The organism is Nocardia sp. KT25-26 (assembly GCF_056627695.1).
The window spans coordinates 4,960,661-4,983,198 of the sequence record NZ_CM152813.1 but is presented as its reverse complement, the minus strand read 5'-3'; the positions used below and the strand labels follow the sequence as shown (position 1 = coordinate 4,983,198).

General features: G+C 69.2%; 19 protein-coding genes. 10 read left to right on the top strand and 9 right to left on the bottom strand.

What is annotated here, in order from left to right; all coding sequences use genetic code 11:
• Positions 1-198: 198 nt before the first annotated feature.
• Entirely contained in the window at positions 199-663 is a 465-nt protein-coding gene (locus AC1HFH_RS22620) for a gamma-glutamylcyclotransferase family protein (protein WP_480244790.1), read from the bottom strand.
• A gap of 400 nt (positions 664-1,063) precedes the next feature.
• On the opposite strand from AC1HFH_RS22620, the gene AC1HFH_RS22615 reads away from it, so the two are divergent.
• The 4 genes from AC1HFH_RS22615 (at position 1,064) to AC1HFH_RS22600 (ending at position 6,201) form a co-directional block, all read left to right on the top strand.
• Positions 1,064-2,467, top strand: a complete 1,404-nt coding sequence (locus tag AC1HFH_RS22615; protein ID WP_480244789.1) for an NAD(P)H-quinone dehydrogenase — start codon at positions 1,064-1,066, stop codon at positions 2,465-2,467.
• Positions 2,468-2,726: 259 nt separating this feature from the next.
• Positions 2,727-3,797, top strand: a complete 1,071-nt coding sequence (locus AC1HFH_RS22610) for a hypothetical protein (protein WP_480244788.1) — start codon at positions 2,727-2,729, stop codon at positions 3,795-3,797.
• Positions 3,798-3,867: 70 nt separating this feature from the next.
• Complete coding sequence (locus AC1HFH_RS22605) at positions 3,868-4,926, top strand: DUF8176 domain-containing protein (RefSeq protein ID WP_480244787.1); 1,059 nt, start codon at positions 3,868-3,870, stop codon at positions 4,924-4,926.
• A gap of 75 nt (positions 4,927-5,001) precedes the next feature.
• Positions 5,002-6,201, top strand: a complete 1,200-nt coding sequence (locus AC1HFH_RS22600; protein WP_480244786.1) for an aminotransferase-like domain-containing protein — start codon at positions 5,002-5,004, stop codon at positions 6,199-6,201.
• Here the strand turns inward: AC1HFH_RS22600 and glpK are convergent.
• On the bottom strand, positions 6,186-7,682 hold the full coding sequence (glpK, locus tag AC1HFH_RS22595; protein WP_480244785.1) for a glycerol kinase GlpK: 1,497 nt from the start codon (positions 7,680-7,682) through the stop codon (positions 6,186-6,188). The two genes, AC1HFH_RS22600 and glpK, sit on opposite strands and share 16 nt — an antisense overlap.
• 249 nt (positions 7,683-7,931) lie before the next feature.
• On the opposite strand from glpK, the gene AC1HFH_RS22590 reads away from it, so the two are divergent.
• Entirely contained in the window at positions 7,932-9,725 is a 1,794-nt protein-coding gene (locus AC1HFH_RS22590; protein ID WP_480244784.1) for a glycerol-3-phosphate dehydrogenase/oxidase, read from the top strand.
• Between the two features lie 30 nt (positions 9,726-9,755).
• Here AC1HFH_RS22590 and AC1HFH_RS22585 read toward each other — a convergent pair whose 3' ends face one another.
• From AC1HFH_RS22585 to AC1HFH_RS22570, 4 genes are read right to left on the bottom strand one after another with little or no spacing between them, the layout of a single operon-like run.
• Positions 9,756-10,532, bottom strand: coding sequence for an ESX secretion-associated protein EspG (locus AC1HFH_RS22585; protein WP_480244783.1), 777 nt, complete (start codon positions 10,530-10,532; stop codon positions 9,756-9,758).
• The gene (locus tag AC1HFH_RS22580) at positions 10,532-11,911 is read right to left on the bottom strand and encodes a PPE domain-containing protein (RefSeq protein WP_480244782.1); all 1,380 of its coding nucleotides are present in this window, start codon (positions 11,909-11,911) and stop codon (positions 10,532-10,534) included. The genes AC1HFH_RS22585 and AC1HFH_RS22580 overlap by 1 nt, the downstream gene beginning before the upstream one ends.
• Positions 11,911-12,309 carry a hypothetical protein gene (locus AC1HFH_RS22575; RefSeq protein WP_480244781.1) on the bottom strand — a complete coding sequence of 133 codons (399 nt, stop codon included), beginning with the start codon at positions 12,307-12,309 and terminating at the stop codon, positions 11,911-11,913. The genes AC1HFH_RS22580 and AC1HFH_RS22575 overlap by 1 nt, the downstream gene beginning before the upstream one ends.
• Positions 12,310-12,345: 36 nt before the next feature.
• On the bottom strand, positions 12,346-12,891 hold the full coding sequence (locus tag AC1HFH_RS22570; protein ID WP_480244780.1) for a DUF3558 domain-containing protein: 546 nt from the start codon (positions 12,889-12,891) through the stop codon (positions 12,346-12,348).
• A 1,063-nt stretch (positions 12,892-13,954) separates the two neighbouring features.
• Between AC1HFH_RS22570 and AC1HFH_RS22565 the strand changes: the two genes are divergently transcribed.
• On the top strand, positions 13,955-14,599 hold the full coding sequence (locus AC1HFH_RS22565) for a class I SAM-dependent methyltransferase (RefSeq protein ID WP_480244779.1): 645 nt from the start codon (positions 13,955-13,957) through the stop codon (positions 14,597-14,599).
• A 108-nt stretch (positions 14,600-14,707) separates the two neighbouring features.
• On the opposite strand, the gene AC1HFH_RS22560 is transcribed toward AC1HFH_RS22565, so the two are convergent.
• The gene (locus AC1HFH_RS22560) at positions 14,708-15,292 is read right to left on the bottom strand and encodes a TetR/AcrR family transcriptional regulator (RefSeq protein WP_480244778.1); all 585 of its coding nucleotides are present in this window, start codon (positions 15,290-15,292) and stop codon (positions 14,708-14,710) included.
• A 94-nt stretch (positions 15,293-15,386) separates the two neighbouring features.
• On the opposite strand from AC1HFH_RS22560, the gene AC1HFH_RS22555 reads away from it, so the two are divergent.
• Positions 15,387-16,232, top strand: coding sequence for a hypothetical protein (locus AC1HFH_RS22555; protein WP_480244777.1), 846 nt, complete (start codon positions 15,387-15,389; stop codon positions 16,230-16,232).
• Here the strand turns inward: AC1HFH_RS22555 and AC1HFH_RS22550 are convergent.
• Both AC1HFH_RS22550 and AC1HFH_RS22545 read right to left on the bottom strand, forming a co-directional pair.
• Positions 16,220-17,365, bottom strand: coding sequence for an acyl-CoA dehydrogenase family protein (locus tag AC1HFH_RS22550; RefSeq protein ID WP_480244776.1), 1,146 nt, complete (start codon positions 17,363-17,365; stop codon positions 16,220-16,222). The two genes, AC1HFH_RS22555 and AC1HFH_RS22550, sit on opposite strands and share 13 nt — an antisense overlap.
• A 50-nt stretch (positions 17,366-17,415) precedes the next feature.
• Positions 17,416-18,891 carry an aldehyde dehydrogenase family protein gene (locus tag AC1HFH_RS22545; protein WP_480244775.1) on the bottom strand — a complete coding sequence of 492 codons (1,476 nt, stop codon included), beginning with the start codon at positions 18,889-18,891 and terminating at the stop codon, positions 17,416-17,418.
• A 183-nt stretch (positions 18,892-19,074) separates the two neighbouring features.
• Here AC1HFH_RS22545 and AC1HFH_RS22540 point away from each other — a divergent pair, with 183 nt between their 5' ends.
• Genes AC1HFH_RS22540 through fadD5 form a run of 3 tightly spaced genes read left to right on the top strand, consistent with a single transcriptional unit; the run spans position 19,075 to position 22,452 of the window.
• Positions 19,075-20,061 carry an NAD(P)H-dependent flavin oxidoreductase gene (locus AC1HFH_RS22540; protein ID WP_480244774.1) on the top strand — a complete coding sequence of 329 codons (987 nt, stop codon included), beginning with the start codon at positions 19,075-19,077 and terminating at the stop codon, positions 20,059-20,061.
• Positions 20,058-20,855 (top strand): enoyl-CoA hydratase, encoded by a 798-nt coding sequence (locus AC1HFH_RS22535; protein ID WP_480244773.1) that lies wholly within the window; start codon positions 20,058-20,060, stop codon positions 20,853-20,855. Before AC1HFH_RS22540 ends, AC1HFH_RS22535 begins: the two co-directional genes overlap by 4 nt.
• A gap of 43 nt (positions 20,856-20,898) precedes the next feature.
• Positions 20,899-22,452, top strand: a complete 1,554-nt coding sequence (fadD5, locus tag AC1HFH_RS22530) for a fatty-acid--CoA ligase FadD5 (protein ID WP_480244772.1) — start codon at positions 20,899-20,901, stop codon at positions 22,450-22,452.
• The last annotated feature ends 86 nt before the right edge of the window (positions 22,453-22,538 follow it).

Genomic DNA, 22,538 nt, shown 5'->3' with positions numbered 1-22,538 from the left:
TCCGACTCGGCCCAGTAGCGCTCCGAGCGCCCGGCACCGCAACATTCGCACCCACGCACGGAGCGAGTCTTACGAGCGACGTTCCGGCCCGCCCAGCGAATCGGCACTCGAAAGCGCATGAGCCGAAGGCTCGAGTCTCGAGTGCCGATTCGCTGGGCAGAAGAGGGCCGGAACACGCCGAGCGGAGCTCGGCAAAAATTACACCGACCCCGGACCGACGTTCTTGCTGTTGCGGGTGCGCAGGGCGTGGACGTAGTCGGCGGGCGCGCCGGCCTTCTCCGCGGCATCCGCGATGACCCCGATGTAGCGAGCGGACGGCAGTCCGCCCTCGTAGGCGTCCAGGACGTAGAGCCAGGCCAGGCGCGCGGCACCCTCGTTGCCGGTGACCCGGAGCCGGATCTTCTTGTGGATCCCGAAATCCGAGCCTTCCCAGCGGTCCAGGCGCTGTTCGTCCTCCGGGGAGACGTCGTAGAGGACGACGAACACGCGGGAACCGGGGTCTTCGACGACGGTGGCCAGCGGTCCTTCCCAGCCGATGTCGTCACCGGCGAAGGTCAGGCGCCAACCCTCCAGCCAGCCCGTTCCCGACATGGGGGAGTGCGGGCAGCGCTCGAGCATCTGCGTGGAGTCCATGTTGGACCCGTAAGCGGCGTAGATCGGCACCTGTGAACTGTAGCCAATATCCGCGGCGGGTGCGGCCACCGCACGGATCGGCGGGGCGGATTTCGGTCGCGATGCTGCGCGCGGACCGAAGATTCCCACGCCTACGGCTCTGTTCGGCCCCGGACGGCGGCCGCCGCGGTGCGCCGACTGGGCGCCGTGAGCCCACACCTGCGAGGATGGACAGCGACGCAAGCTCCGAGCCTGCGCCACCCGTCTGGAGCGAGTCTTACGAGCGACGACCGGGCCCGCCCCTCGAAAGCGCATGAGCCGAAGGCCCGAGTCTCGAGTGCTGATTCAGGGGCTGACAGGGCCTGGTCCGCACGCCGGCCGGAAGTCGGCCATCGGACACCGTCCGCACGCCGAGCGGAGCTCGGCCATTCGACACAGGAGGTATGCACGCATGACCCGAATCGCAATCATCGGCGGCGGCCCGGCGGGTTACGAGGCCGCTCTGGTGGCCGCGCAGCACGGTGCGGATGTCACGCTGATCGACGCGGACGGTATCGGCGGTGCGTGCGTGCTCTGGGACTGTGTGCCGTCGAAGACCTTCATCGCCTCCACCGGGATCCGGACGGATCTGCGCCGCGCGCGGGATCTGGGGATCACTCTCGACGCCAGCCAGGCGCGGGTCGACCTACCGGAGGTGAATGCCCGGGTCCAGGCGCTGGCGCTGGCCCAGTCCTCGGATATCCGTGCCAAATTGCAGTCCTCCGGGGTGCGGGTGGTGCCGGGCTGGGGCGAGCTGGTCGATTCGGGAACGGGTCTGGCCGCGCACCGGGTGCGGGTCACCACCGCCGAGGGGGCGAGTGAGGAACTGGAGGCCGAGGTGGTGCTGATCGCCACCGGCGCGAGCCCGCGGGTGCTGCCGGGCGCCGAGCCGGACGGTGAGCGAATCCTGAACTGGCGGCAGCTCTACGAGCTGACCGAACTGCCGGAGACGCTGGTGGTGGTCGGTTCCGGTGTGACGGGTGCGGAGTTCGTCTCGGCCTACACCGAGATGGGTGTGCAGGTGAAGCTGGTCTCCAGCCGTGATCGGGTGCTGCCCGGGGAGGACGCCGACGCCGCCCTGGTGCTGGAGGAGGCGCTCGCCGAGCGCGGTGTGGAGTTGGTCAAGCATGCCCGGGCCGATGCGGTGGAGCGGACCGCGGACGGGGTGGTGGTGAAGCTCTCCGACGGCCGCACGGTGTCCGGGTCGCATGCGCTGATGACCGTGGGCTCCACGCCGAATACCGCCGGGCTGGGGCTGGAGCGGGTCGGCATCGATCTGGACCGGGGCGGCTACCTGCGGGTGGACCGGGTTTCCCGGACCGCGGTGCCCGGGATCTACGCGGCCGGTGACTGCACCGGTCTGTTGCCGCTGGCCTCGGTGGCCGCGATGCAGGGCCGGATCGCCATGTATCACGCGCTGGGTGAGGGAGTGAACCCGATCCGTTTGAAGACGGTGGCGTCTGCGGTGTTCACCCGTCCGGAGATCGCGACCGTCGGCGTGAGCCAGACCGCGATCGACAACGGTGAGGTGCCCGCGCGCACGGTGATGCTGCCGTTGAACACCAACCCGCGGGCCAAGATGTCCGGGCTCCGACGCGGTTTCGTGAAGATCTTCTGCCGTCCGGCGACCGGTGTGGTGATCGGTGGTGTGGTGGTCGCGCCGATCGCCTCGGAGCTGATCCTGCCGATCGCGCTGGCGGTGCAGAACAATCTGACGGTCAACGATCTGGCACAGACGTTCTCGGTGTATCCGTCCCTCACCGGCTCGGTGACCGAAGCTGCTCGTTTGCTGATGCGGCACGACGATTTGGACTGACCCGCGGCGGATTCGGCAGTAACCTACTGCCGCGTTGCTTGTCCGGTCCGGGTGTGGTTGACTGCCCGCGAGACGCGACCGGTGTCGATCGCGTGGATTTTGTTATGGGGGGTCACCCTTTCCGTAACGCGCGCCGCGACCGCGTCGTCCACCGGCGTCTCACGCCGAACGACAGTGTGTGCCCCGTCACTCGGTGCACGCAGGGGAAAGGGAATGACGAGAAGTGAAGCATCGTAAGCCGAGTCGGGCGCAGCGAGCGATGGCGACCACGTCGTTGCCGCTGGCCACTGCCGCCGCTGTGGCAACCCTTCTGGCGGCGCCGGCCGGCGCCGATCCCGGCCAGCCGGAGAACCCGGGCAACTCGCAGCCGGGCAACCCGGGCAACGGTGCTCCGGAGCTGCAGGGTGCCCCGCAGCCGGGCACCACCCCGGAGACCGAAGCTCCCGCGACGCCGGAGTCGGAGTCTCCCGAGAACGGGTCTCCGGAAACCGAGACCACGCCGAGTCAGCCGGGTGTCACCACGCCGACCCCGAGCCAGCCCGGGGTCACCGACCCGGAGCCGGGTGATCCGGAGGCCGGGACGCCGTCGCAGCCGGGCGTCACCGCACCGCCGCGCATCGCTCCGCTGCCCGTTCCGGGCCAGGACCGGCCGGCGCAGCCCGCGGTGAACACCGAGGCCCCCGAGACTCCGGAGCGGGCGGTGCAGCCCGGCGAGGAGCCGGAGGACGCCGAGACCGGGGAAGCGCCGGAGACCGAGGGCGAGGCCCCCGAGCAGCCGGTCGACCCGGAGGCACCGGCGGCCGAGACCACTCCCGAAGAGGGTGCGGACACCCTGATGCAGGAGCCGGAGCCGGCCTGGGAGGCGCCCCGCCTGGAGTCCGCTCCGGCGGCGCCGGTCGTCGAGATGCCGGGCCCGCACCAGGAACTCGGTGTCACCGTCGACGCCGGTGGGCTGGCCCCCGGCTATACGGCCAACACGCACCACTTCAACAACGCGGACGGCTACGTCGGCACGGTCGGTTACGGCACCCCGGCGGGGCCGGGCGAGGCCGGTATCTCGGTGGAGTACATCGAGGAGAACGCCATCAAGCTGACCACGTTCCATCGTGGCGCCGACGGCGTGGACAACGTCCAGGAGACCGTGCTCGACACCACCCAGGCCAACCTGGCCCGGTATGCGGTCGAGGACTGGATCAAGGCGCAGCCGGGTGGTCAGGCCGCCATGGATGCGGTGGCCCAGGCTACACTTCCGGTACCGGGGGAGCTGGACCCGCAGTCGGTGAACGTCGCGGGTGTGACCACCCAGTGGGGTGGCTCGATCCAGTACTGAGTAGTCGGTAACCCCGTGGGGCGGTCGGTGGCGGCCGCCCCACAGCTGTGTCCTGGGGAAAGGATGGAACGTGGGTGACAACGGCGCCGATCGGCCGGAACCGGACTCGGAATTCGGTCCGCCGGTGAACGACTTCGGTCCGCCCCTGCGCGATGTCCGGCCGCCGGAGCCGCCGGTCGGTGGTTTCGGCCCGCCGCTCTCGGAGTTCGGGGCGCCGGTGGGGGAGAAGTGGTCGCCGCCGGAGCCGCCTGCCGCCGATCGTCCGGATCTGGCCTGGCGTCCGGCCGGTGCGCCGGGGCCCGGTGACGAAGCGCCGGCGTGGACGCCGGCACCGAGCGGTCCGGATGCTGCCGGGGCGGCGCAGTCCCGCGACGACGACCGGACCGAGCTGATCCGCCGGAATCCGGAGTCCACGCCCGCCGGGTCCGACCGCACCGAGGTGATCCGCTCGTCGCCGGACAGCGGGCCGGCGCGGCCGGACGAGGAGTGGTGGAGCTCACCTGCCGACGACGGCGGGGTGCCCAAACCGCCGCCCCAGCCGGATCTGTCCTGGTCCAACGACCCGATCGCGCAGCGGCTGGCGCCGGCCGGGCGCCCGGCGCCGACGGCCCGGAAGAAGCCGAAACTGCCCATGCCGGTGCTGCTCGGTACGGCCGGTGCCCTGGTGGCCGTGCTGGCCTTGGTGGCGACGATCGCCCTGGTCAAGCGGGGTGGTGATGATTCGGCCTCGGACGAGCCGACCCCGTCGGCGGTGTTCGGGCGCAACTGTGCCTCGGGTACCCAGGGCAATGCCACCATCGGGAACGGGGAGGGCGGCACCACGTCCGGGGTGGATGCGATTCTGGCCTTCCAGTACGCCTTCTATGTGGATCGCGACGGCGCGAAGGCGCGTTCGTTCGTGGTCCCGGAGGTCACCGCGATGACGGCGGAGTCGATCCAGGAGGGCATCGACGAGAACGTGCCGGAAGGGTCGACGCACTGTGTGCGGATCGTGCCGATCGGGGCCGGTCGGTACAACGTCGACGTGCAGGAATGGCATCCGGACGGGACCAGCGCCGAGTATCCGCAGATCGTCCGAGCGGTCGAGCGGGACGGTAAATGGCTGCTGGAGCAGATCACCGAACGGTAGCAGCGTCGCCGAGATCACGTCCAAATCATGGGATGACTATTCCGGATTGCAGGCCGGGTGTGCCAGTGTGGTCGCATGCCGTCCACCGTCCCGCCCCTCGCCGGCAAACTCGCCGGCCTGAAGAGTTCGGCGATCCGTGACCTGTTGAAGCTGACTCGGCGCGCCGACATCATCAGCCTGGCCGGTGGATTGCCGGACGCCGCCCTGATGCCGCGGGATCGGATCGCCGCCGCCGCGGCGACCGCGCTGGCCGACCGGGCGGTGCTGCAGTACACCGAGTCCCCGGGATGGACACCGCTGCGGGCGGTGCTGGCCGACCGGGAGTCGGCCCGGCTGGGTCGCCCGGTGCCCGAGTCCGAGGTGTTCGTGACGCACGGTTCGCAGCAGGCGCTGGCCCTGCTGGCCGAGGTGCTCTTGAACCCGGGTGACCTGGTGGTCGTCGAGGATCCCGGCTATGTCGGTGCACTGCAGGTGTTCCGGGCCGCCGGAGCTCGGATCGTCGCGCTGCCGCTGGACGAGGACGGTCTGCGGCTGGACCTGCTCGACGAACTCCTGGTGCGCGGCGAACGGCCCGCCGTGGTGCACACGGTGAGCAACTTCCACAATCCCGGCGGGGTGACCCTGGCCGCGCCGCGGCGGCGCCGGCTGGCCGAACTGGCCGAAGCACACGGTTTCTGGGTGATCGAGGACGATCCCTACGGTGAGCTCTGGTTCGATGCGCCCACCCCGCCGCCGGTCGCCGCGGCCTCGGCGCAGGTGATCCGGTTGTCCAGCGTGTCGAAGACCCTGGCCCCGACGTTGCGGGTCGGCTGGCTGGTCGCTCCCGACCGGGTGTGCCGGGCGGTGGAACTGCTCAAACAGGGCGCCGACCTGTGTGGTTCCGCGCTCACCCAGCAGATCGCCACCGAACTGCTCACCGACACCGCCTGGCTCACTGGGCACATCGATGGCGTGCGGGCCACCTACGGCACCCGGGCCCGGGCGCTGGTCGATGCGGTGCGCGGCACCTTCGGCGATCGGATCCGGTGCTCCGAGGCGGCCGGTGGCATGTTCGTCTGGGCCGATTTCCGCGACGGAACCGACACCACCGAGCTGCTGCCCGCCGCCCTGGCCGCCGGTGTGGCCTATGTGCCCGGCTCGGCCTTCGCCGTCGACGGCGGGTACCGCAACTCGATGCGGCTGTGCTTCACCACATCCGACGAGGCGACGCTGACGGAGGCCGTCGACCGCCTGGCGGCGGCGGTGGCCGAACCGGCGGTTCAGGCCCAGCCGTAGGTGCGTTCCACCGCCTTGTTCCATTCGGCGAGGCGCTCGGAGCGTTCGGATTCGGACATCTGCGGCCGCCACTCCCGGTCGGCGGCCCAGTTCTCCCGGATGTCGTCGGTTCCGGTCCAGTAGCCCACCGCCAGCCCGGCCGCGTAGGCGGCGCCGAGCGCGGTGGTCTCGATCACCGTCGGCCGGACCACCGGCACGTCCAGGATGTCCGCCTGGAACTGCATCAGCAGGCCATTGGCGGTCATCCCGCCGTCGACCTTCAATGTGGTCAGCTCCAGATCCAGCTGCTGGGCCTCGGCGTCGGCGCGCATCGCGTCGACCACCTCCCGGGTCTGGAAGGCGGTGGATTCCAGAACGGCCCGGGCCAGGTGGGCTTTGGTGACGTACCGGGTGAGCCCGGCGATCACGCCGCGCGCGTCCGGGCGCCAGCGCGGTGCGAACAGCCCGGAGAATGCGGGCACGAAGTAGGCGCCGCCGTTGTCGGGAACCGTGCCGGCCAGGTCCTCCACCTCGGCCGCCGTGGAGATCAGGCCGAGGTTGTCGCGCAGCCACTGCACCAGTGACCCGGTGACCGCGATGGACCCCTCCAATGCGTAGACGGCCGGCTGGTCGCCGAGCCGGTAGCAGGCGGTGGTGAGCAGGCCGTGCTTGCTCGGCACCGGGGTGGTGCCGGTATTGAGCAGCATGAAACTGCCGGTGCCGTAGGTGTTCTTGGCCTCGCCCGGAGCCAGGCAGGCCTGCCCGAAGGTGGCGGCCTGCTGGTCGCCGAGAATCCCGGCGACCGGAACCCCGGCCAGCGGACCGGATTCGATCTCGGCGTACACCTCCGAGGAACTGCGGATCTCCGGCAGCAGCGAGACCGGGATGTCCATTTCCGCGCAGATCTGCCGATCCCATTGCAGGGTGCGCAGATCCATCAGCATGGTGCGGGAGGCATTGGTGACATCGGTGAGATGCTGCCCGGTGAGGTTCCACAGCACCCAGGTGTCCATGGTGCCGAAGCACAGTTCGCCGGCTTCGGCGCGTTTGCGCACGCCCGGTACGTTGTCCAGAATCCAGCGCAGCTTCGGGCCCGCGAAGTAGGTGGACAGCGGCAGGCCGGTGCGTTCGGCGTATCGGTTCGGTCCGTGCTCGCCCGCGAGCTCGGTGCACAGCCGGTCGGTCCGGGTGTCCTGCCAGACGACGGCGTTGTACACCGGTTCACCGGTGCGTCGATCCCAGACCACGGTGGTCTCCCGCTGGTTGGTGATGCCGATCGCGGCGATATCGGTGGCCGCGCATTCGGCGTCGCCCAGGGCCTCACCGAGAACGGATTCGGTATTGCGCCAGATGGTCCGTGGATCGTGTTCCACCCAGCCGGGGCGGGGGAAGATCTGCTCGTGTTCGCGCTGGGCGGTGCCGACGATGCGGCCCTGCCGGTCGAAGACGATGCACCGGCTCGAAGTCGTGCCCTGATCGATGGCGGCCACATAGCGACGCATTCGAGCAGGATACTGAAATCGGCGGCCCCGCGGACAAGCCCGCACAGACGCTGCGGCCGAATTTTGTCGCTCCCGACATCTTGTCGCCGAGTAACTGTTACTCCGCGACGAAAACCGAGGTAGACGACACGTCGGAGTTGGGGCAGGCGGACGGCGAACACTAGGTTTAGCCTGGACAGGCACCTGCGGTGACACCCGCAGCACACGGTGACGATTCGGCGGGGAGGCCGCCGGCGAGGAGTCGACGACATGGCGCAGACACCGGAGTTCCCGTTCCTCCGCAACGGTGAACTGGTGGCCGGGCGATCCGGACACGACCGGCTCGGGCCGGGGCTGCTGGGACCCGAGGCGCGGGCCGGCGCGTGGGAGCGGCTCGGCAAGGAGCATTTCGACGTCCTGGTCGTCGGCGGCGGGGTGGTCGGCGCCGGGATCGCCCTGGATGCCGCCACCCGCGGTCTGTCGGTGGCTCTGGTCGAGGCCCGCGACCTCGCCTCGGGCACCTCCAGCCGGTCGTCGAAGATGTTCCACGGCGGTCTGCGGTACCTGGAACAGCTGGAATTCGGGCTGGTCCGGGAGGCGCTCAAGGAACGCGAACTGGCGTTGTCCACGCTCGCCCCGCATCTGGTGAAGCCGCTGCGGTTCCTCTACCCACTGACCCACCGGGTCTGGGAGCGGCCCTACGTGGCGGCCGGGCTCACCCTGTACGACACCATGGGTGGGGCGAAATCGGTTCCCGGACAGCACCATCTCACCAAGCACGGTGCCCTGCGGCTGGCTCCCGGCCTGCGCCGGTCCGCCCTGATCGGCGGGGTCACCTACTACGACACCGTCGTCGACGACGCCCGGCACACCATGACGGTGGCCCGCACCGCCGCGCACTACGGCGCCGTCATCCGCACCTCGACCCAGGTGGTCGGTTTCCTGCGGGAGGCCGACCGGGTGGTCGGGGTGAAGCTGCGCGACTGCGAAGACGGCCGCTACGGCGAGGCCCGCGCGCATGTGGTGATCAATGCGGCCGGGGTGTGGACCGACGAGGTGCAGGCGCTGTCGCATCAGCGCGGCCGGTTCCATGTTCGGGCCTCCAAGGGGGTGCACATCGTGGTGCCCCGGGACCGGATCGTCAGCGATACCGCGATGATCCTGCGCACCGCCACCTCGGTGCTGTTCGTCATCCCGTGGGGTGCGCACTGGATCGTCGGCACCACCGACACCGACTGGAATCTGGACCTGGCACACCCGGCCGCCACCAAGGCCGATATCGACTACCTGCTGAACCGGGTCAACGAAGTACTGGTCACCCCGCTCACCCACGACGACATCGACGGCGTCTACGCCGGATTGCGGCCGTTGCTGGCCGGGGAGAGCGATGACACCTCGAAGCTGTCCCGCGAGCACGCCGTTGCCCGGATCGCGCCCGGCCTGGTCGCGATCGCGGGCGGCAAGTACACCACCTACCGGGTGATGGCCGCGGATGCGATGGACGAAGCGGCCGGTGACATCCCGGCGCGGGTGTCGCCCTCGATCACCGAGAAGGTGCCGCTGCTCGGCGCCGACGGCTATTTCGCGCTGGTCAACCAGACGGTGCAGCTGGCCGAGCACTACGGCGTGCACCCGTACCGGATGACGCACCTGCTGGACCGGTACGGTGCCCTGGTCGATGAGGTGATGACCTTCGCCGAGGGCCGCCCCGAACTGTTGCAGCCGATCACCGACGCCCCCTCCTACCTGCAGGTGGAGGCGGTGTACGCGGCCGCTGCCGAGGGCGCGCTGCACCTGGACGACATCATGGCCCGGCGCACCCGCATCTCCATCGAGTACTCGCATCGGGGCGCCGACTGCGCCGAACAGGTGGCACATCTGGTTGCCCCCGTGCTCGGCTGGGATGCCGAGGACATCGACCGCGAAGTGGCGACCTACCAGGCGCGCGTCGAAGCCGAGATCCGTTCCCAGACCCAGCCCGACGACGCCTCCGCCGACGCCCTGCGGGTCGCGGCCCCGGAACCGCGCCGGCAGATCCTGGAGCCGGTGCCGCAGGACGGGTGACCGGCGGCTGCGCCTCCCCGGCCCCGGGAGCTACCACGCAGCGGTGCGGGGCCGACTGAGGATGTCGATGCGGGTGCCGATCTGGCGGATGAGTTCTTCGGGGCCGCCGGGGATCACGGTGAAATTCTCGGGGTCGTGGTTCTGCAGGAGGTAGCGGCCGTCGTCGGCGTAGTCGAGCCAGCAGAAGGCGCGGCCGTCACCGGTGGGGCGGGCGTCGAGCTGGTAGCCCGGGTAGACGGCGATCTCGCCGATGCCGATACGGGGACGGCGGAAGAATTGTTGTAGCTGTTCGGTCGACGACAGCTGGGTGGGGTGGCGGGAATACACCGGCGCGTCCAGATCGCTGCGCCGCCCCTCGAAGCGCGGTGTGCTGCCGCCCGGCAGCCGGGGCAGCCGGGCGGTGATTTCGGCGGCGATGCCGGTGGCTCGGTGGGTGGTCAGCACGATGTCGCCGCCGTGTTCGCGGGTCGGCCCCGGGTGCTGCACGGCCAGCACCGCGAGCGGACCGGAGATGCCGGCATGGATCCGCAGCAACTGTGCCTGCGGCCCGTGCGCCGCCCCGTCGATCTCGACTCGCACCTGCGGTTCCAGCAGCACCTGGAAGGCTTCGTGTAATTCCCGGTCGTAGATTCGGCGCAGCCGCAGCCCGGCCTCGCCCCGGCGGCGGTCGTCGTCATCGCGGTGTTCGGCGAATTCGCGCCGGTAGCTGAGCGGATACGGGAACCGGTCGCGGCGGTTGGCCTCGAGGACCAGCTGGAAGGTGAGGCCGTCGAACTGATACCGGCGGCCCGGTTGGAACGGGCTCATCAGCCGATCACCCCGCCCGGCGGCAGTACCGGCGGCAATTGGCCGATCAACTCGGATTCACGCTCCTGGATCAGATAGTCCGGCGTCTGGTGCTCGGATTCGTCGTCCTTGCCGCCGCCGCGGCCGGGCGCGCCGCCCATCATGCCGGGCATACCCCGCATACCGGTGCTCGGACCGCGTGCGGCTGCGGCAGCCGGATTCCCGGCGCCGGGGCCGCCACCCGGTGTACCGGTACCGGGCAGACTGCGGCCGGCCAGCGGAACGCCCGCGCCGGGGAGTCCCGAACCGGGGCCGCCGGTGCCGGGAGTTCCGGTCCCGGGAACCCCCGAGCTGGGGAGCCCGGAGCCGTTCGGGACACCGCCCGTCGGCGCAGTCGCCGGGATGCCGGCCGGGTTGGTCGTGGTGCTCTGCGGGGTGGTGGATGCCGGTGTGGTGTCTTCCTCGCCGGTGTCCCAGGGGTTCTCGGAGCTGCTCGGGTCCTCCGTCGATGGGTCCTCGGTGCCCGGGTCGCCGGTGCCGGGGTCCTGGGTGGTCGGACTGTTCGGCCCACCGGTTGGGCTGTTGGGTCCGCCGGGGCCGTTCGGCCCGCCCGAGCCGTCGGAGTCGTTGCCGTTGCCGTCCGGGAGGCCCAGGGTGTTCACGGCGACGGGCAGGACAGGGGTTTGGCCGTCGACCACTTCCGTACCCGGCTGGTAGAAGTTCTTCATGACTTCCTGGGCGGCGGCTTCGGCTTCGTTCGCTTGATGCTTGTCGCCCTTGACCAGCCCGTTGCCGGGGATATGCCCGGCGAACTCGTCCCACCCGGACAGGTGTTCCGGTTCCGGGATCGACATCTTGGCCTGGTCGAGATAGCCCTCCATCAGGTCGATTCCATTGGCGACCATCTGGAACGAATTCGGTAATTGCTGGGCCTTGGTGGTGTACTCGCGGACGCCGTCTACGGCGGCGTTGGCGGCCTGACCTGCCCACAGGTCGCCGATTACGCGCTGGATGCCGGCGTCGTAATCGCTGATCGCCTCGCCGATCTCGGTGGTGAGGCGGCGCCAGGCATCGGCGCCGGCATTGATGTCGGCGGCCGATACACCGGGCTCTCCGTCGGTGCCGTTGAGGGCGTCGTAGATCCGGCGGTGGGACCAGGTGCCGAATGCCTCGGGTTCTACGACGGTGCCGTCGAGTTCTCCGTCGAAATCGCCGCTGAGCCGCTGGTATTCATCGTTGATGATGTTGCGGTCAGGTGACCAGCGGTTGGATGCTTCCTCGTCCATGCGGCCACGTTCGGCTGCGGCTTCGTAGGCTTCCCGGTGTCCGCCGATACCCTCTGCGAGGTAGGTACCGGCCACCGGGATGATCATGACGGCGTCTTCCCAGGACAAGCCCATCAGACGTTCTCCCCGGTCGCCCGCAATGCGGCAGCGCGTTGCTCGTCGATCAGTTCGAGTTTGCCGATAGCGGCGGCGAAGGTGTCGTGCTGCAGCCAGGCGATATCGATGTGTTCCTGGATGCGTTGTGCGGCATTGTCGTCGGGGTTGTCCCCGCCGCCGACGGCCTTGCGTTCGAACTTGGTGCGCAGGGCTACTGCGGAGGGCAGGCTGCCCCAGCCGGAAAGCTTGCCGAGACCGGCTATCTCTGCCTGCGTATCGACTAGCCGTTCGGCGTACTTCTTGGCTTCGGTGCGGAGTCCTTCGCCGAGGTCGGTGTCCATTCGGAACTCACCGGCAACGGCCTGCCGAGCCAGCTGGGTCCAGTAGCCGTGCTGGTCTTCGATCTTCCCACCCATAGTTCTATCTTTCCTGTGTGCAAACGGTTCGGCCGGTCATTCAGGCAGATTCGGCTCGAGCGTTTCCGCGTGCCGTGCGGCGATCTCACAGACGTCCCCGTCGCGGGATTCGTACTCGCTGAGCCAAACGGCTCGGACGCTGAACATGCCTTGCTCAGCCTCGAAGTCGATGTAGCAGCCGTCGGGGTCGCCGCGTTCCGTAGTTATCAGCCCGGTCCGTCCGTTTACTGTGGTCTCGCCCAGGACGGTCGCGCTCTCCTTCTTCCGCTGCTCCTGCAGGGTGTGACTGGTGGAGTACACAGTCAGGAGATAGTTCTTCGGCCCGTACCGTTCGTCGATCGGCTTCCAACTGCACGCACGGAAGCTCGACACTCCGGTCGGCGGGTCGGTCAACACGTTCTTCGTCGCCGGATCCAGCCCGGCCTCGAGCAGCACCTCATCACTGAGCCCCGGATCCCGGCACACATTGAACACGATGATCTCGTCGATATTCCTGGTGGTCGGCTGCGCGGACCCCTCCGTGGTCTCGTTGCATCCGGTGGCCACCAGCAGCGCCGCGGCCCCGCCGAACACGGCCCGCATCACCCGACTCTTGTGCACAGTTCTCCCTCGTCGCCGAACCCCGGGAATCCCCCGTAACATCTTGGACGCACCACCCCGCCGTCCGGTTCCACCGACCGGCTTCTCGTGCCCGGTTCAGATTACCGCGGTACCCGCGCCCGCGCGTTGACGGTCTGCTGTGCTGTCGGCCTTGCCGAGCTCGCCCGGATACCCCGAGCGGGCAAGCGGCGACACCGAATCGCATGGCCGGTCTCTCGGCCGTCGGCTGCCGATGTGGCAGGCGATCTGCGCACTGTGGTCGCTGCCCTCGACCGCGAGCGCACGTACCGGAAGCTCACCGATCTTCCGTCGGCGATGACGGCTCCGGGGTCGGACTGGGTTGCCGGTTGGACCCGTTACAACCGGGTGCTGGCCTGCCTGCCGTCCGTATCTCGGTCTGCGACCTGGTGCCCAGATATCGAGAGTTGGCAGGATGAGCCCCACGGCTGATGCCCCGCGCCGGCTGTGGCGGCCGTGGCCACAGGCACAGCGATCGTCTCCGAAACTCAGGCGATCGATGACCTCGAACTGCGGCCGGTCTGTTCCGCGCCGCAGTCCCCGTGAAGTGCGTCAGCTACCTCATGGGACGGCTGGAGCCGGTCGATGGTGAGTCCGTTGCCCTCGAATCTGCCCAGTCCGGCCCGGTCCCTGATGCGTACCGTGCGAGCGAAATCGGCGACGAGGCCGTCATCGAGGTCCGTTCCGGGTAGCAGTCGGGCACTGCTCGGTGGTCGTGCAGGGGCGGTGGACAGGCACAAATGCTACTCAAATGTCACTGCACACGAGGTGAGTAGCATTTCGTGTCGGCCTGCCGGAGCCGAGGCGTGCATGGTTGCGGATCGTGTCCCTTTTCCGCGGTGTTGCGATATACATGCAGGTACGATGCCTGTTAGGCAGTGGATCGGCCCTGTGCGGCGCCGGGTACGCGGGGGTGGAAGCGGTGCGCCGCGGGGCGGTGCCACCTGTCCGTGCGGCGTGAAATGTCACTCAAATGTGCGTGAAATAGCACTCGAGTGGCATTTGATCGGCGAAAGGGGCGTGGGCCGTGCATCGGGAGGAACGACGGGTCAGCGGGCATGAGCGGGCGACCGGGGTGTCCTGGGCGGAGTCCTACCGGGACGGGCCGGCGCCCTGGCAGGTCGGGCAGCCGCAGCCCGGTGTGATCCGGTTGGTGGCGGCGGGCGCCTTCGTCGGACCCGTGCTGGACGCCGGGTGCGGTAGTGGTGAGAACGCTCTGCACATCGCGGCGGCCGGGGCGCCTGTTTTCGGGATCGATGTGGTGGATGCGCCGGTGGCCACCGCCCGCGAGCAGGCAGCGGCACACGGGTTCGCGGCCGAGTTCGCGGTTGCCGACGCGCTACACCTGGACGAGCTCGGCCGCCGGTTCGCGACCGTTCTGGACTGCGGGCTGTTCCATGCATTGGACGCTGCCGAACGGTCGGAATACGTGACCGGGCTGGCGGCGGTGACCGACCCCGGAGCAACCCTGTACCTGCTGTGCTTCAGTGACGAAGGTCCCGAACCCGGCCCGCACCCGGTCACCCGGCAGGAACTGGCCGATGCGTTCACGCCCGCCCGCGGGTGGCAGATCCGCAGCATCGAATCGGACCGGCTGCTGACCCGGTTCCACGCCGCAGGTGCACCGGCATGGCTGGCCACGATCGAACGGGTCCGCGGCGACGCCGAATGAGCTACGCGCAAGGCGGGTTCTCGCCCCCTGTGGGGTTCCCCCGCAAACGGGAGGCGGCGCTCCACCTGCCGGGCGGGCGTGGCAGTCGGCGCCGGGCTCGAGCAGTCCTCAGCGCTCCGGACCGGGGGCGGTTCGCAGGCCCGTCAGCAGCGCCTGGAGGGCTTCGGCGACTTCGAGGTGTGCCTCGCCGGAGGCGAGCCGGCGTAGCTGGAGGCCGTCGATCATTGCCACGAACATCGGGGCGATGCGATCCGGCTCGGGGATCTGCAGCGCGGTGAGGGCGGTGCGGGTCAACCGGTCGTAGGCCGCGAAGCAGCGCATTGCGGCGGTGCGGAGCTCCGGGGTCCGCGCTGCCTGCAGGTACAGTTCCATCTTCGCGGCGCGCCGATCGGTTTCGCTCTGCAGCAGTGCTTCCAACGCCCGGGCCGCCTGGGCGGTGTCCAGCGAGGCGTCGACGATCTGCTCAGTGAGCCCCGACAGGCGTGCGATCTCCTCGTCGAGGAATAGGTCGAGTGCCTCGCGCAGCAGCAGTTGCTGGCTGTCGAAATGGTAGGTCAGCGAACCGAGGGATACCTGTGCTGCCTGTGCGACGCGGCGATTGGTCAGCGCAGCGACACCGTCGCGGCCGACCAGTTGCAGTGCCGCGCGCAGAATCCGGACCCTGGCACGCTCCGGCCCACCACGTTCGTTCACCCGGGCAGTCTCGCACAGCCGGGGACGGCTGCCCGGCTGCCATCCCGCCCACCCCATGCTATCGTTCGTTCGAACGAACGATAGAGGAGCCGTCATGCTGCTGCGGATGGAAGAGACCCAGTCCTCCCCACTACTGGCTGCCCATATCGGCTATTTCACCGGCGGCGGCGCGGCGCTGCGCTGGTTGTCGGCTGCGCGCCGCGAGCTGACGAGTACCCGAGGGCTCACCTTCGCGAAGGTCATGCACGCCATCGGCGCCGCGGAAAGCGCCGGCTTCGGTGCCGGGACTCCGTCGATCCGCAGACAGATTCTGCTGACGGCTTGGCGTTCGGAAGCGGACTTCCGGGACTTCCTCGCCGGTCCGGCGGCCCGCCGCCTCGCCGTAACCACCACATACAGCGGGTGGGCGCTGTTCGAGGTGCTGTCGGCTCGTGGCTCGCATTGCGGCCTGGCGCCGCTGCGGCCGGTGGACAGTCCCGCCGGGGCCGGCTTCGCCGCGCTGACCCTGGGCCGGACCAGGCCCCGCAACCTGATCCGGTTCCTGCGGCAGGGCATTCGGCTGGGCCCCTACATCCACGGTGCACCGGGACTGGTGACGGCGCATTCGGCCGGATTCCCGCCGACCGGCAACTGCACGCTCAGCATCTGGGAATCGGCGGAGCACATGCTCCGGTTCGCCTACGGCGAGGCCGACGGGCACGCTGCCACGGTGCGGCTCGAGCCGCCCGTCCTGGTCGAACAGCTCAGTGCCCGGCTGGCGGTGCGGGATATCGGCGGCACCTGGCACCCGGGTGTCCGGAATGCGGACCGAATGACCGCATACGCCCGTGGACTACCCGATCTGTACAGACATCCGGGCCCCCGGGGTGACCGGCCGAGCGGAGCTACCGGGTATGCCGGTCCCGCAAGGCGGGACCGGCGCACCGATCACAAACCGTAGGTCTTGCCGATGATGTCGCGCTGGATCTCGCTGGTGCCGCCGAAGATGGTGGACACCAGCGCGCCGCGGACGTGCGCCTCCATATCGAATTCGGTTGCGTAGCCGTAACCGCCCATCATCTGCATACCCTCCAGGGCCACTCGCTTGGCGGTTTCGGTGGCCTTCAGCTTGGCCATCGAGGCCTCGCGGGCGAACATCTTGTCCGGGGCGGCGTCGACGGCGGCCGCGACGTTGTACACCAGCAGCTTGGTGCACTCGATCTCGGTGGCCAGGTCGGCGATCCGGTGCCGCAGCGACTGGAAGGTGCCGATCGGGCGGCCGAACTGCTTGCGTTCGGAGATGAACTGTAGGGCGTCGGCGAAGGCGCGTTCCGCGGCGCCGAGGCTCATGGCGGCGAGGATCAGCCGTTCGAAGTTCAGGCCGGTCATCAGCTGCAGCCAGCCGTTGCCGACCTCGCCGACCACGGCGTCCTCGGGCAGCAGGCAGTCGGTGAAGTAGAGGTCGTTGGTCTCGCGCTGCCCGCCCATCAGCTCGATCTGCGAGATCTGCAGGCCCGGAGTGTCGGCGGGCACGTGGAACATGGTGAGGCCCTCGTGCTTGCCGCCGCTGCGGTCGGTGCGCGCCACCAGCAGGATGTTCTCCGAGATGTGCGCATTGGAGCACCAGGTCTTCTGGCCGTTGATCCGCCAGCCGCCGTCGACCTGCTCGGCCCGGGTGGACAGATTGCCGACATCGGAGCCGGCCTCCGGCTCCGACATCGAGATCGACTGCGAAGCACCACGCACGATGCCGCGCAGCACCACATCCTGCTGCGCGGCGGTGCCGAACTTGGCGTAGGCGCCGCCGGTGATCAGGGTGGGGCCGATCGCGCCGATCGGCAGCATGCCGCGCATGCTCTCCTCGAGCAGAATGCACATCTCCACCATCGAGGCGTCCGAACCGCCGTACTCCTCCGGCACGGTCAGCCCGAGCCAGCCCAGATCGGCCATCTTGCGGTAGAGCTCGGCATTGTGCTGTTCGGTCCCGTTGTGGGTCAGCTTGTCGCGCTGCTCCCGGGTGCCGGCCTCCCGCTTGGCGAAGTCGGCGATCGCCTTCGCGAAATCGCGCTGTTCCGGACTGAATTCAACACCCATATCGGTTGTTATCTCCTGTGTTCGGGGATGGGGTCTGGTGGGTCGGCCGGTCAGGCGCGGCCGTAGCGCAGGTTCGAGATCTTGCGGATCATCGCCAGTGTCGAGGGTTTGCGGTGCAGCGACTGGATCGCCATGCCGGGAATCTGGAACCTGGCCCGGGCGATGGCATGCGGCCGGGAGAACTCGCGCAGGCCGTATTCGCCGTGGATGCGGCCGAACCCGGAATCGCCGAGGCCGCCCAGCGGCAGGCTGGCGATCGCGGCGTAGGCGGCCGGGGTGTTCACCGAGGTGTCCCCGGCCCGCAGCTGCCGGGCGATCTCCATGCCGCGCTTTCGGGAGTACACCGAGGAGGCGAGAGCGTAGCGCGAAGCATTGGCGAGTTCGACGGCCTCCTCGACGCTCTCGACGGCGCGAACGGTCATGGTGGGCCCGAAGGTCTCCTCCCGGACCGCCTGGCAATCCTCCGGAGCGTCGAGCAGCACCACGGGCTCCACGAAGGGGGCGCGGACCGATTCGGGGCCACCCACCACGGCGGTGGCACCGCCGTCGAGGGCGCTGCGGATGTGCTCGGCGACGACCTCCAGCTGGGCCGGCATGGTCATCGGCCCGTAACCGGCATCCGGATCGGAACCGGGCCGTACATCGGCAAGGACGGCCTTCAACTCGGCCAGGAACGGTTCCAACACCGACTTCACGACGTACACCCGTTCGGTGCCGACACAGGTCTGTCCGGAGTTGGCGACCGCGGCCCAGGCGATGCCGTCCGCGGCCACCCGCAGATCGGCATCCTCGGCGACGATGGCCGCGTCCTTGCCGCCGCATTCCATCAGCACCGGGGTGAGGTTCGCGGCGGCGGCCGCCATGATCCGCTTGCCGGTGGCGGTGGAGCCGGTGAACGCGATCTTGTCGACAGCGGATTCCACCAGGGCCGCGCCGGTCGCGCCGTAGCCGGTGAGCACGGTCAGGATGCCTTCGGGCAGTTCCGGATTGGCGGCCGCGAAGGCATCGGCGTAGTAGTGCCCGACCGCGGGGGTGTATTCGCTCGGCTTGAACACCACGGTGTTGCCGGCGGCGAGGGCGTAGGCGATCGAGCCGTTGGGGGTGTAGACGGGGTAGTTCCACGGTCCGATCACCCCGACCACGCCGAGCGGGACCTGTTCCACCACCGCTTCGTGATTGGCCATCATCGCGCCCGGGAAGAACCGTTGCCGGGCCAGCGTCTTGCGGGCGTGCTTGGCGGCCCAGTCGGTGTGTTCGGCCGCGGTGACCAGTTCCAGGTAGGCATCGGCGACCGGTTTGCCGTTCTCCCGGTGGATCAGCTCGCAGAACTCGTCGGCGTTGCGGATCAGCCGGGCATTCCAGCGCAGCAGCGCCCGGCGCCGTCCGGTGAATCCCAGTTCTCGCCAGGCGATGGCCGCCTTGCGGGCGCGGTCGACGGCGGCCGCGACCTCGACCGGGCCGTCGACGGGCCATTCGCCGACCGTGTCTCCGGTGGCCGGATCGACGGATGTCAGTAGTTCGGTCATCACGACCACCCTTCGGGTATCGAAACTCGCCTGCGACCGGTGAAACCCTTGACAGTCGGGTCCGGCTGGCTTAAGTTAATCGCAATTCTTCCGTAAGTTAATCACGATTCTCGTCGGTTGCAAAGAGTGATCGCCAGAATTCACCGCACCGGCGGACAGGTCCGTACCCAGAGAGAGGCAGCGATGCTGCGTACCCGATTCACCGAGGCATTCGGTATCGAGCACCCGATCGTGCAGGGCGGGATGATGTGGGTCGGCCGGGCCCCGCTGGTGGCCGCCGTGGCCGAGGCCGGTGGCCTCGGATTCCTCACCGCGCTCACCCAGCCGACCCCCGATGAACTGCGCAACGAGATCGCCCGCACCCGGGACCTCACCGACAAGCCGTTCGGCGTGAATCTGACCATCCTGCCGTCGATCACGCCGCCGCCGTACGAGGAGTACCGGCAGGCCATCATCGACTCCGGGGTGCAGATCGTCGAGATCGCCGGGGCGAACCCGGCCGAGCACCTGCCGCATCTGAAGGATGCCGGAATCAAGGTGCTGCACAAGTGCACCAGCGTCCGGCATGCGGTGAAAGCACAGCAGGTCGGCGTCGACGGCATCAGCATCGACGGATTCGAATGCGCCGGACATCCCGGCGAGAACGACATCCCCGGGCTGGTGCTGATCCCGGCCGCCGCCCGCGAGATCGAGATCCCGATGATCGCCTCCGGCGGCTTCGCCGACGCCCGCGGCCTGGTCGCGGCCCTGGCCCTGGGCGCCGACGGCGTGAACATGGGCACCCGCTTCCTGTGCACCGCGGAATCGCCTATCCACCACCGCATCAAGGAACAGATCGTCGAGCACAGCGAGCTCGACACCCAGCTGATCTTCCGGACCCTGAACAACACCGCCAGGGTCGCCGCCAACGAGGTCAGCCGCAAGGTCGTCGAGATCGAACGGTCCGGCGGCACCTTCGACGACATCCGGGACCTCGTATCGGGCGCCCGGGGCCGCAAGGTCTACGAGAACGGCGACCCGGATGCGGGCATCTGGAGTGCCGGCCTGTGCCAGGGCCTGATTCACGACATCCCGACCTGCGCGGAGCTGATCGATCGGATCGTCACCGAATCCGCCGCCCTGATCGGCGGGCGGCTGGCGAATACGGTCACCGAGGGGGCGGTCTCGTGAACGACGCACTGCGCAGTACCGACAGCCTGACCATCGAATCGGCCGCCGGCATCGTCCGGATCACCATCACCCGCCCGGACCGGATGAACGCCATCGACCTGGCGACCATGTCCGCCATCGGCGACGCCGTCGTGGCCGCCGCCGAGGACACCGGCATCCGGGCGGTGGTGCTGACCGGCGTCGGCAAGGCCTTCTGCACCGGCGCCGACCTGGCCGCCGCGGCCTCGGCCGGCGGCCAGGAGGCGACTCCGGACGTCGTGATGGCCGCCGCCAACAGCGTGGTCACCGCGATCGTGGACGCACCGATTCCGGTGATCGCCTACGTGAACGGCCCCGCGGCGGGTGTCGGCGCCTCGTTCGCGCTGGCCGCCGACCTCAGCTACGTCGTGGATTCCACGTACCTGCTGCTCCCGTTCACCGGAATCGGACTGATGCCCGACGGCGGCGCGACCGAGATCGTCGCGGCGGCCATGGGCCGGACCCGGGCCGCCGAGATGATGCTGCTCGCCGACCGGCTGCCCGCATCGGAAGCCGCGGCGGCCGGGCTGATCACCCGGGCGCTGCCCGCCGACGAGATCGAAGCGCATGTCGATGCGGTGGCCGCCCGGCTGGCGGCCGGACCGCGCCGCGCCCTGGAACTGACCAAACAGGCCCTCAATGCGGCCTCGCTGTCCGGGCTGGACGCGGCGCTGGAACGAGAGGCCAAGGGGCAGACCGAACTACTCGCTTCCGACGACTTCCGGGAGGGCATGACCGCCATGCTCACCCGCCGCAAGCCGAACTTCGGCGCCTGAACACCACCGGCCCGCCGGGCCGCCGAGATTCAATGGAGAGCTCATGACCGTCGAGACCGAGCCGGTGGCGTCGCGGCGCAACCACTGGATGAACCAGATCGCCATCCACGCCCGGACCAAGCCCGATGCCGTCGCGGTGCGCTATCTGGGCCGCGAGACCACCTGGGCGCAACTGCACGAACGCACCGGCCGCTTGGCCGACGCGCTGGCCCGCCGCGGCGTCGGCCGCGGCGACCGGGTGCTCATCGTGATGCTGAACAACACCGAGTACCTGGAGACGGTGTTCGCGATCAACCGGCTCGGGGCGATCGCGGTGCCGGTCAACTTCCGGCTCACGCCGCCGGAGATGGCCTTCCTGGTCCGCGACAGCGGGGCGAAAGCGGTGATCACCGACAGCGTGCTGGCGCCGCTCGTGGCCGCGGTGCGGGCGCAGTGCCCGGAGCTGGCGGTGAACATCGTGGTGGGCCGGGAATCCACGGACGACGGCGAGTCCTACGACGACCTGATAGCCGAGGACGGCGAACCGCACGAGGTCCTCGATATCGCCGAGGATTCCCCGGCCCTGCTCATGTACACCTCGGGGACCACCGGGAATCCCAAGGGTGCGGTGCTCAGCCACAGCAATATGAATGCCCAGGCCCTGACCTGTATCCGGGCGATGGACACCCGGCCCGACGACGTCGCGTTCTGTGCTTCGCCGCTGTTCCACATCGCCGGGCTCGGCAGCCTGGCGCCCTGTTTCCAGCTGGGCACCACCATGGTGCTGCACCCGCTGAAGGCCTTCGATGCCGGCGAGATCCTGGACGCGTGGGAGCGGGAGAAGGCCACCACCGTCTTCCTGGTCCCAGCCCAGTGGCAGCTGGTCTGCGCCGACCCCACCGTGCGCGAGCGGAAGCTGCAGCTGCGGGTGATCAGCTGGGGCGCCGCCCCGGCCTCGGACACCGTGCTGCGCGCCATGTCGGCCACCTTTCCGGACGCACTCAACGTCGCGGTGTTCGGCCAGACCGAGATGTCGCCGATCACCTGTGTCCTGGAGGGCAAGGACGCGCTGCGCAAGCTCGGCTCGGTCGGCCGCCCCATCCCGACGATCGCCACCCGGATCGTCGACGACGAGATGAACGACGTCGCGCCCGGCGAGGTGGGCGAGATCGTCTACCGCGGCCCGACCATGATGTCCGGCTACTGGAACAACCCGCGGGCGACCGCGGATGCCTTCGCCGGTGGCTGGTTCCACTCCGGCGACCTGGTCCGGCAGGACGAGGAGGGTTTCGTCTACGTCGTGGACCGCAAGAAGGACATGATCATCTCCGGTGGCGAGAACATCTACTGCGCCGAGGTGGAGAACGTGCTGTTCGCCCACGACCGGATCCGGGAGGCCGCGGTGATCGGCCGGGCGGACGAGAAGTGGGGCGAGGTGCCGGTCGCGGTGGTGGTCGCCGCGGAGAACGCCCCGCTGACGCTGGCCGACCTGGAGCCACATCTCAACGATCACCTCGCCCGGTACAAGCACCCGAAGGATCTCGTCCTGGTGGACGAACTGCCCCGCAATGCGGGCGGCAAGGTGCTCAAACACGAACTGCGCAAGGCGCACGCCTGATTCCGGTCGCGATCCATCCGCCGGTGCCGTCCGCCGAATAGGTCCCGGCGGTAGCGAGATCCGAGCATCGGGCGCCGATGCCGGGG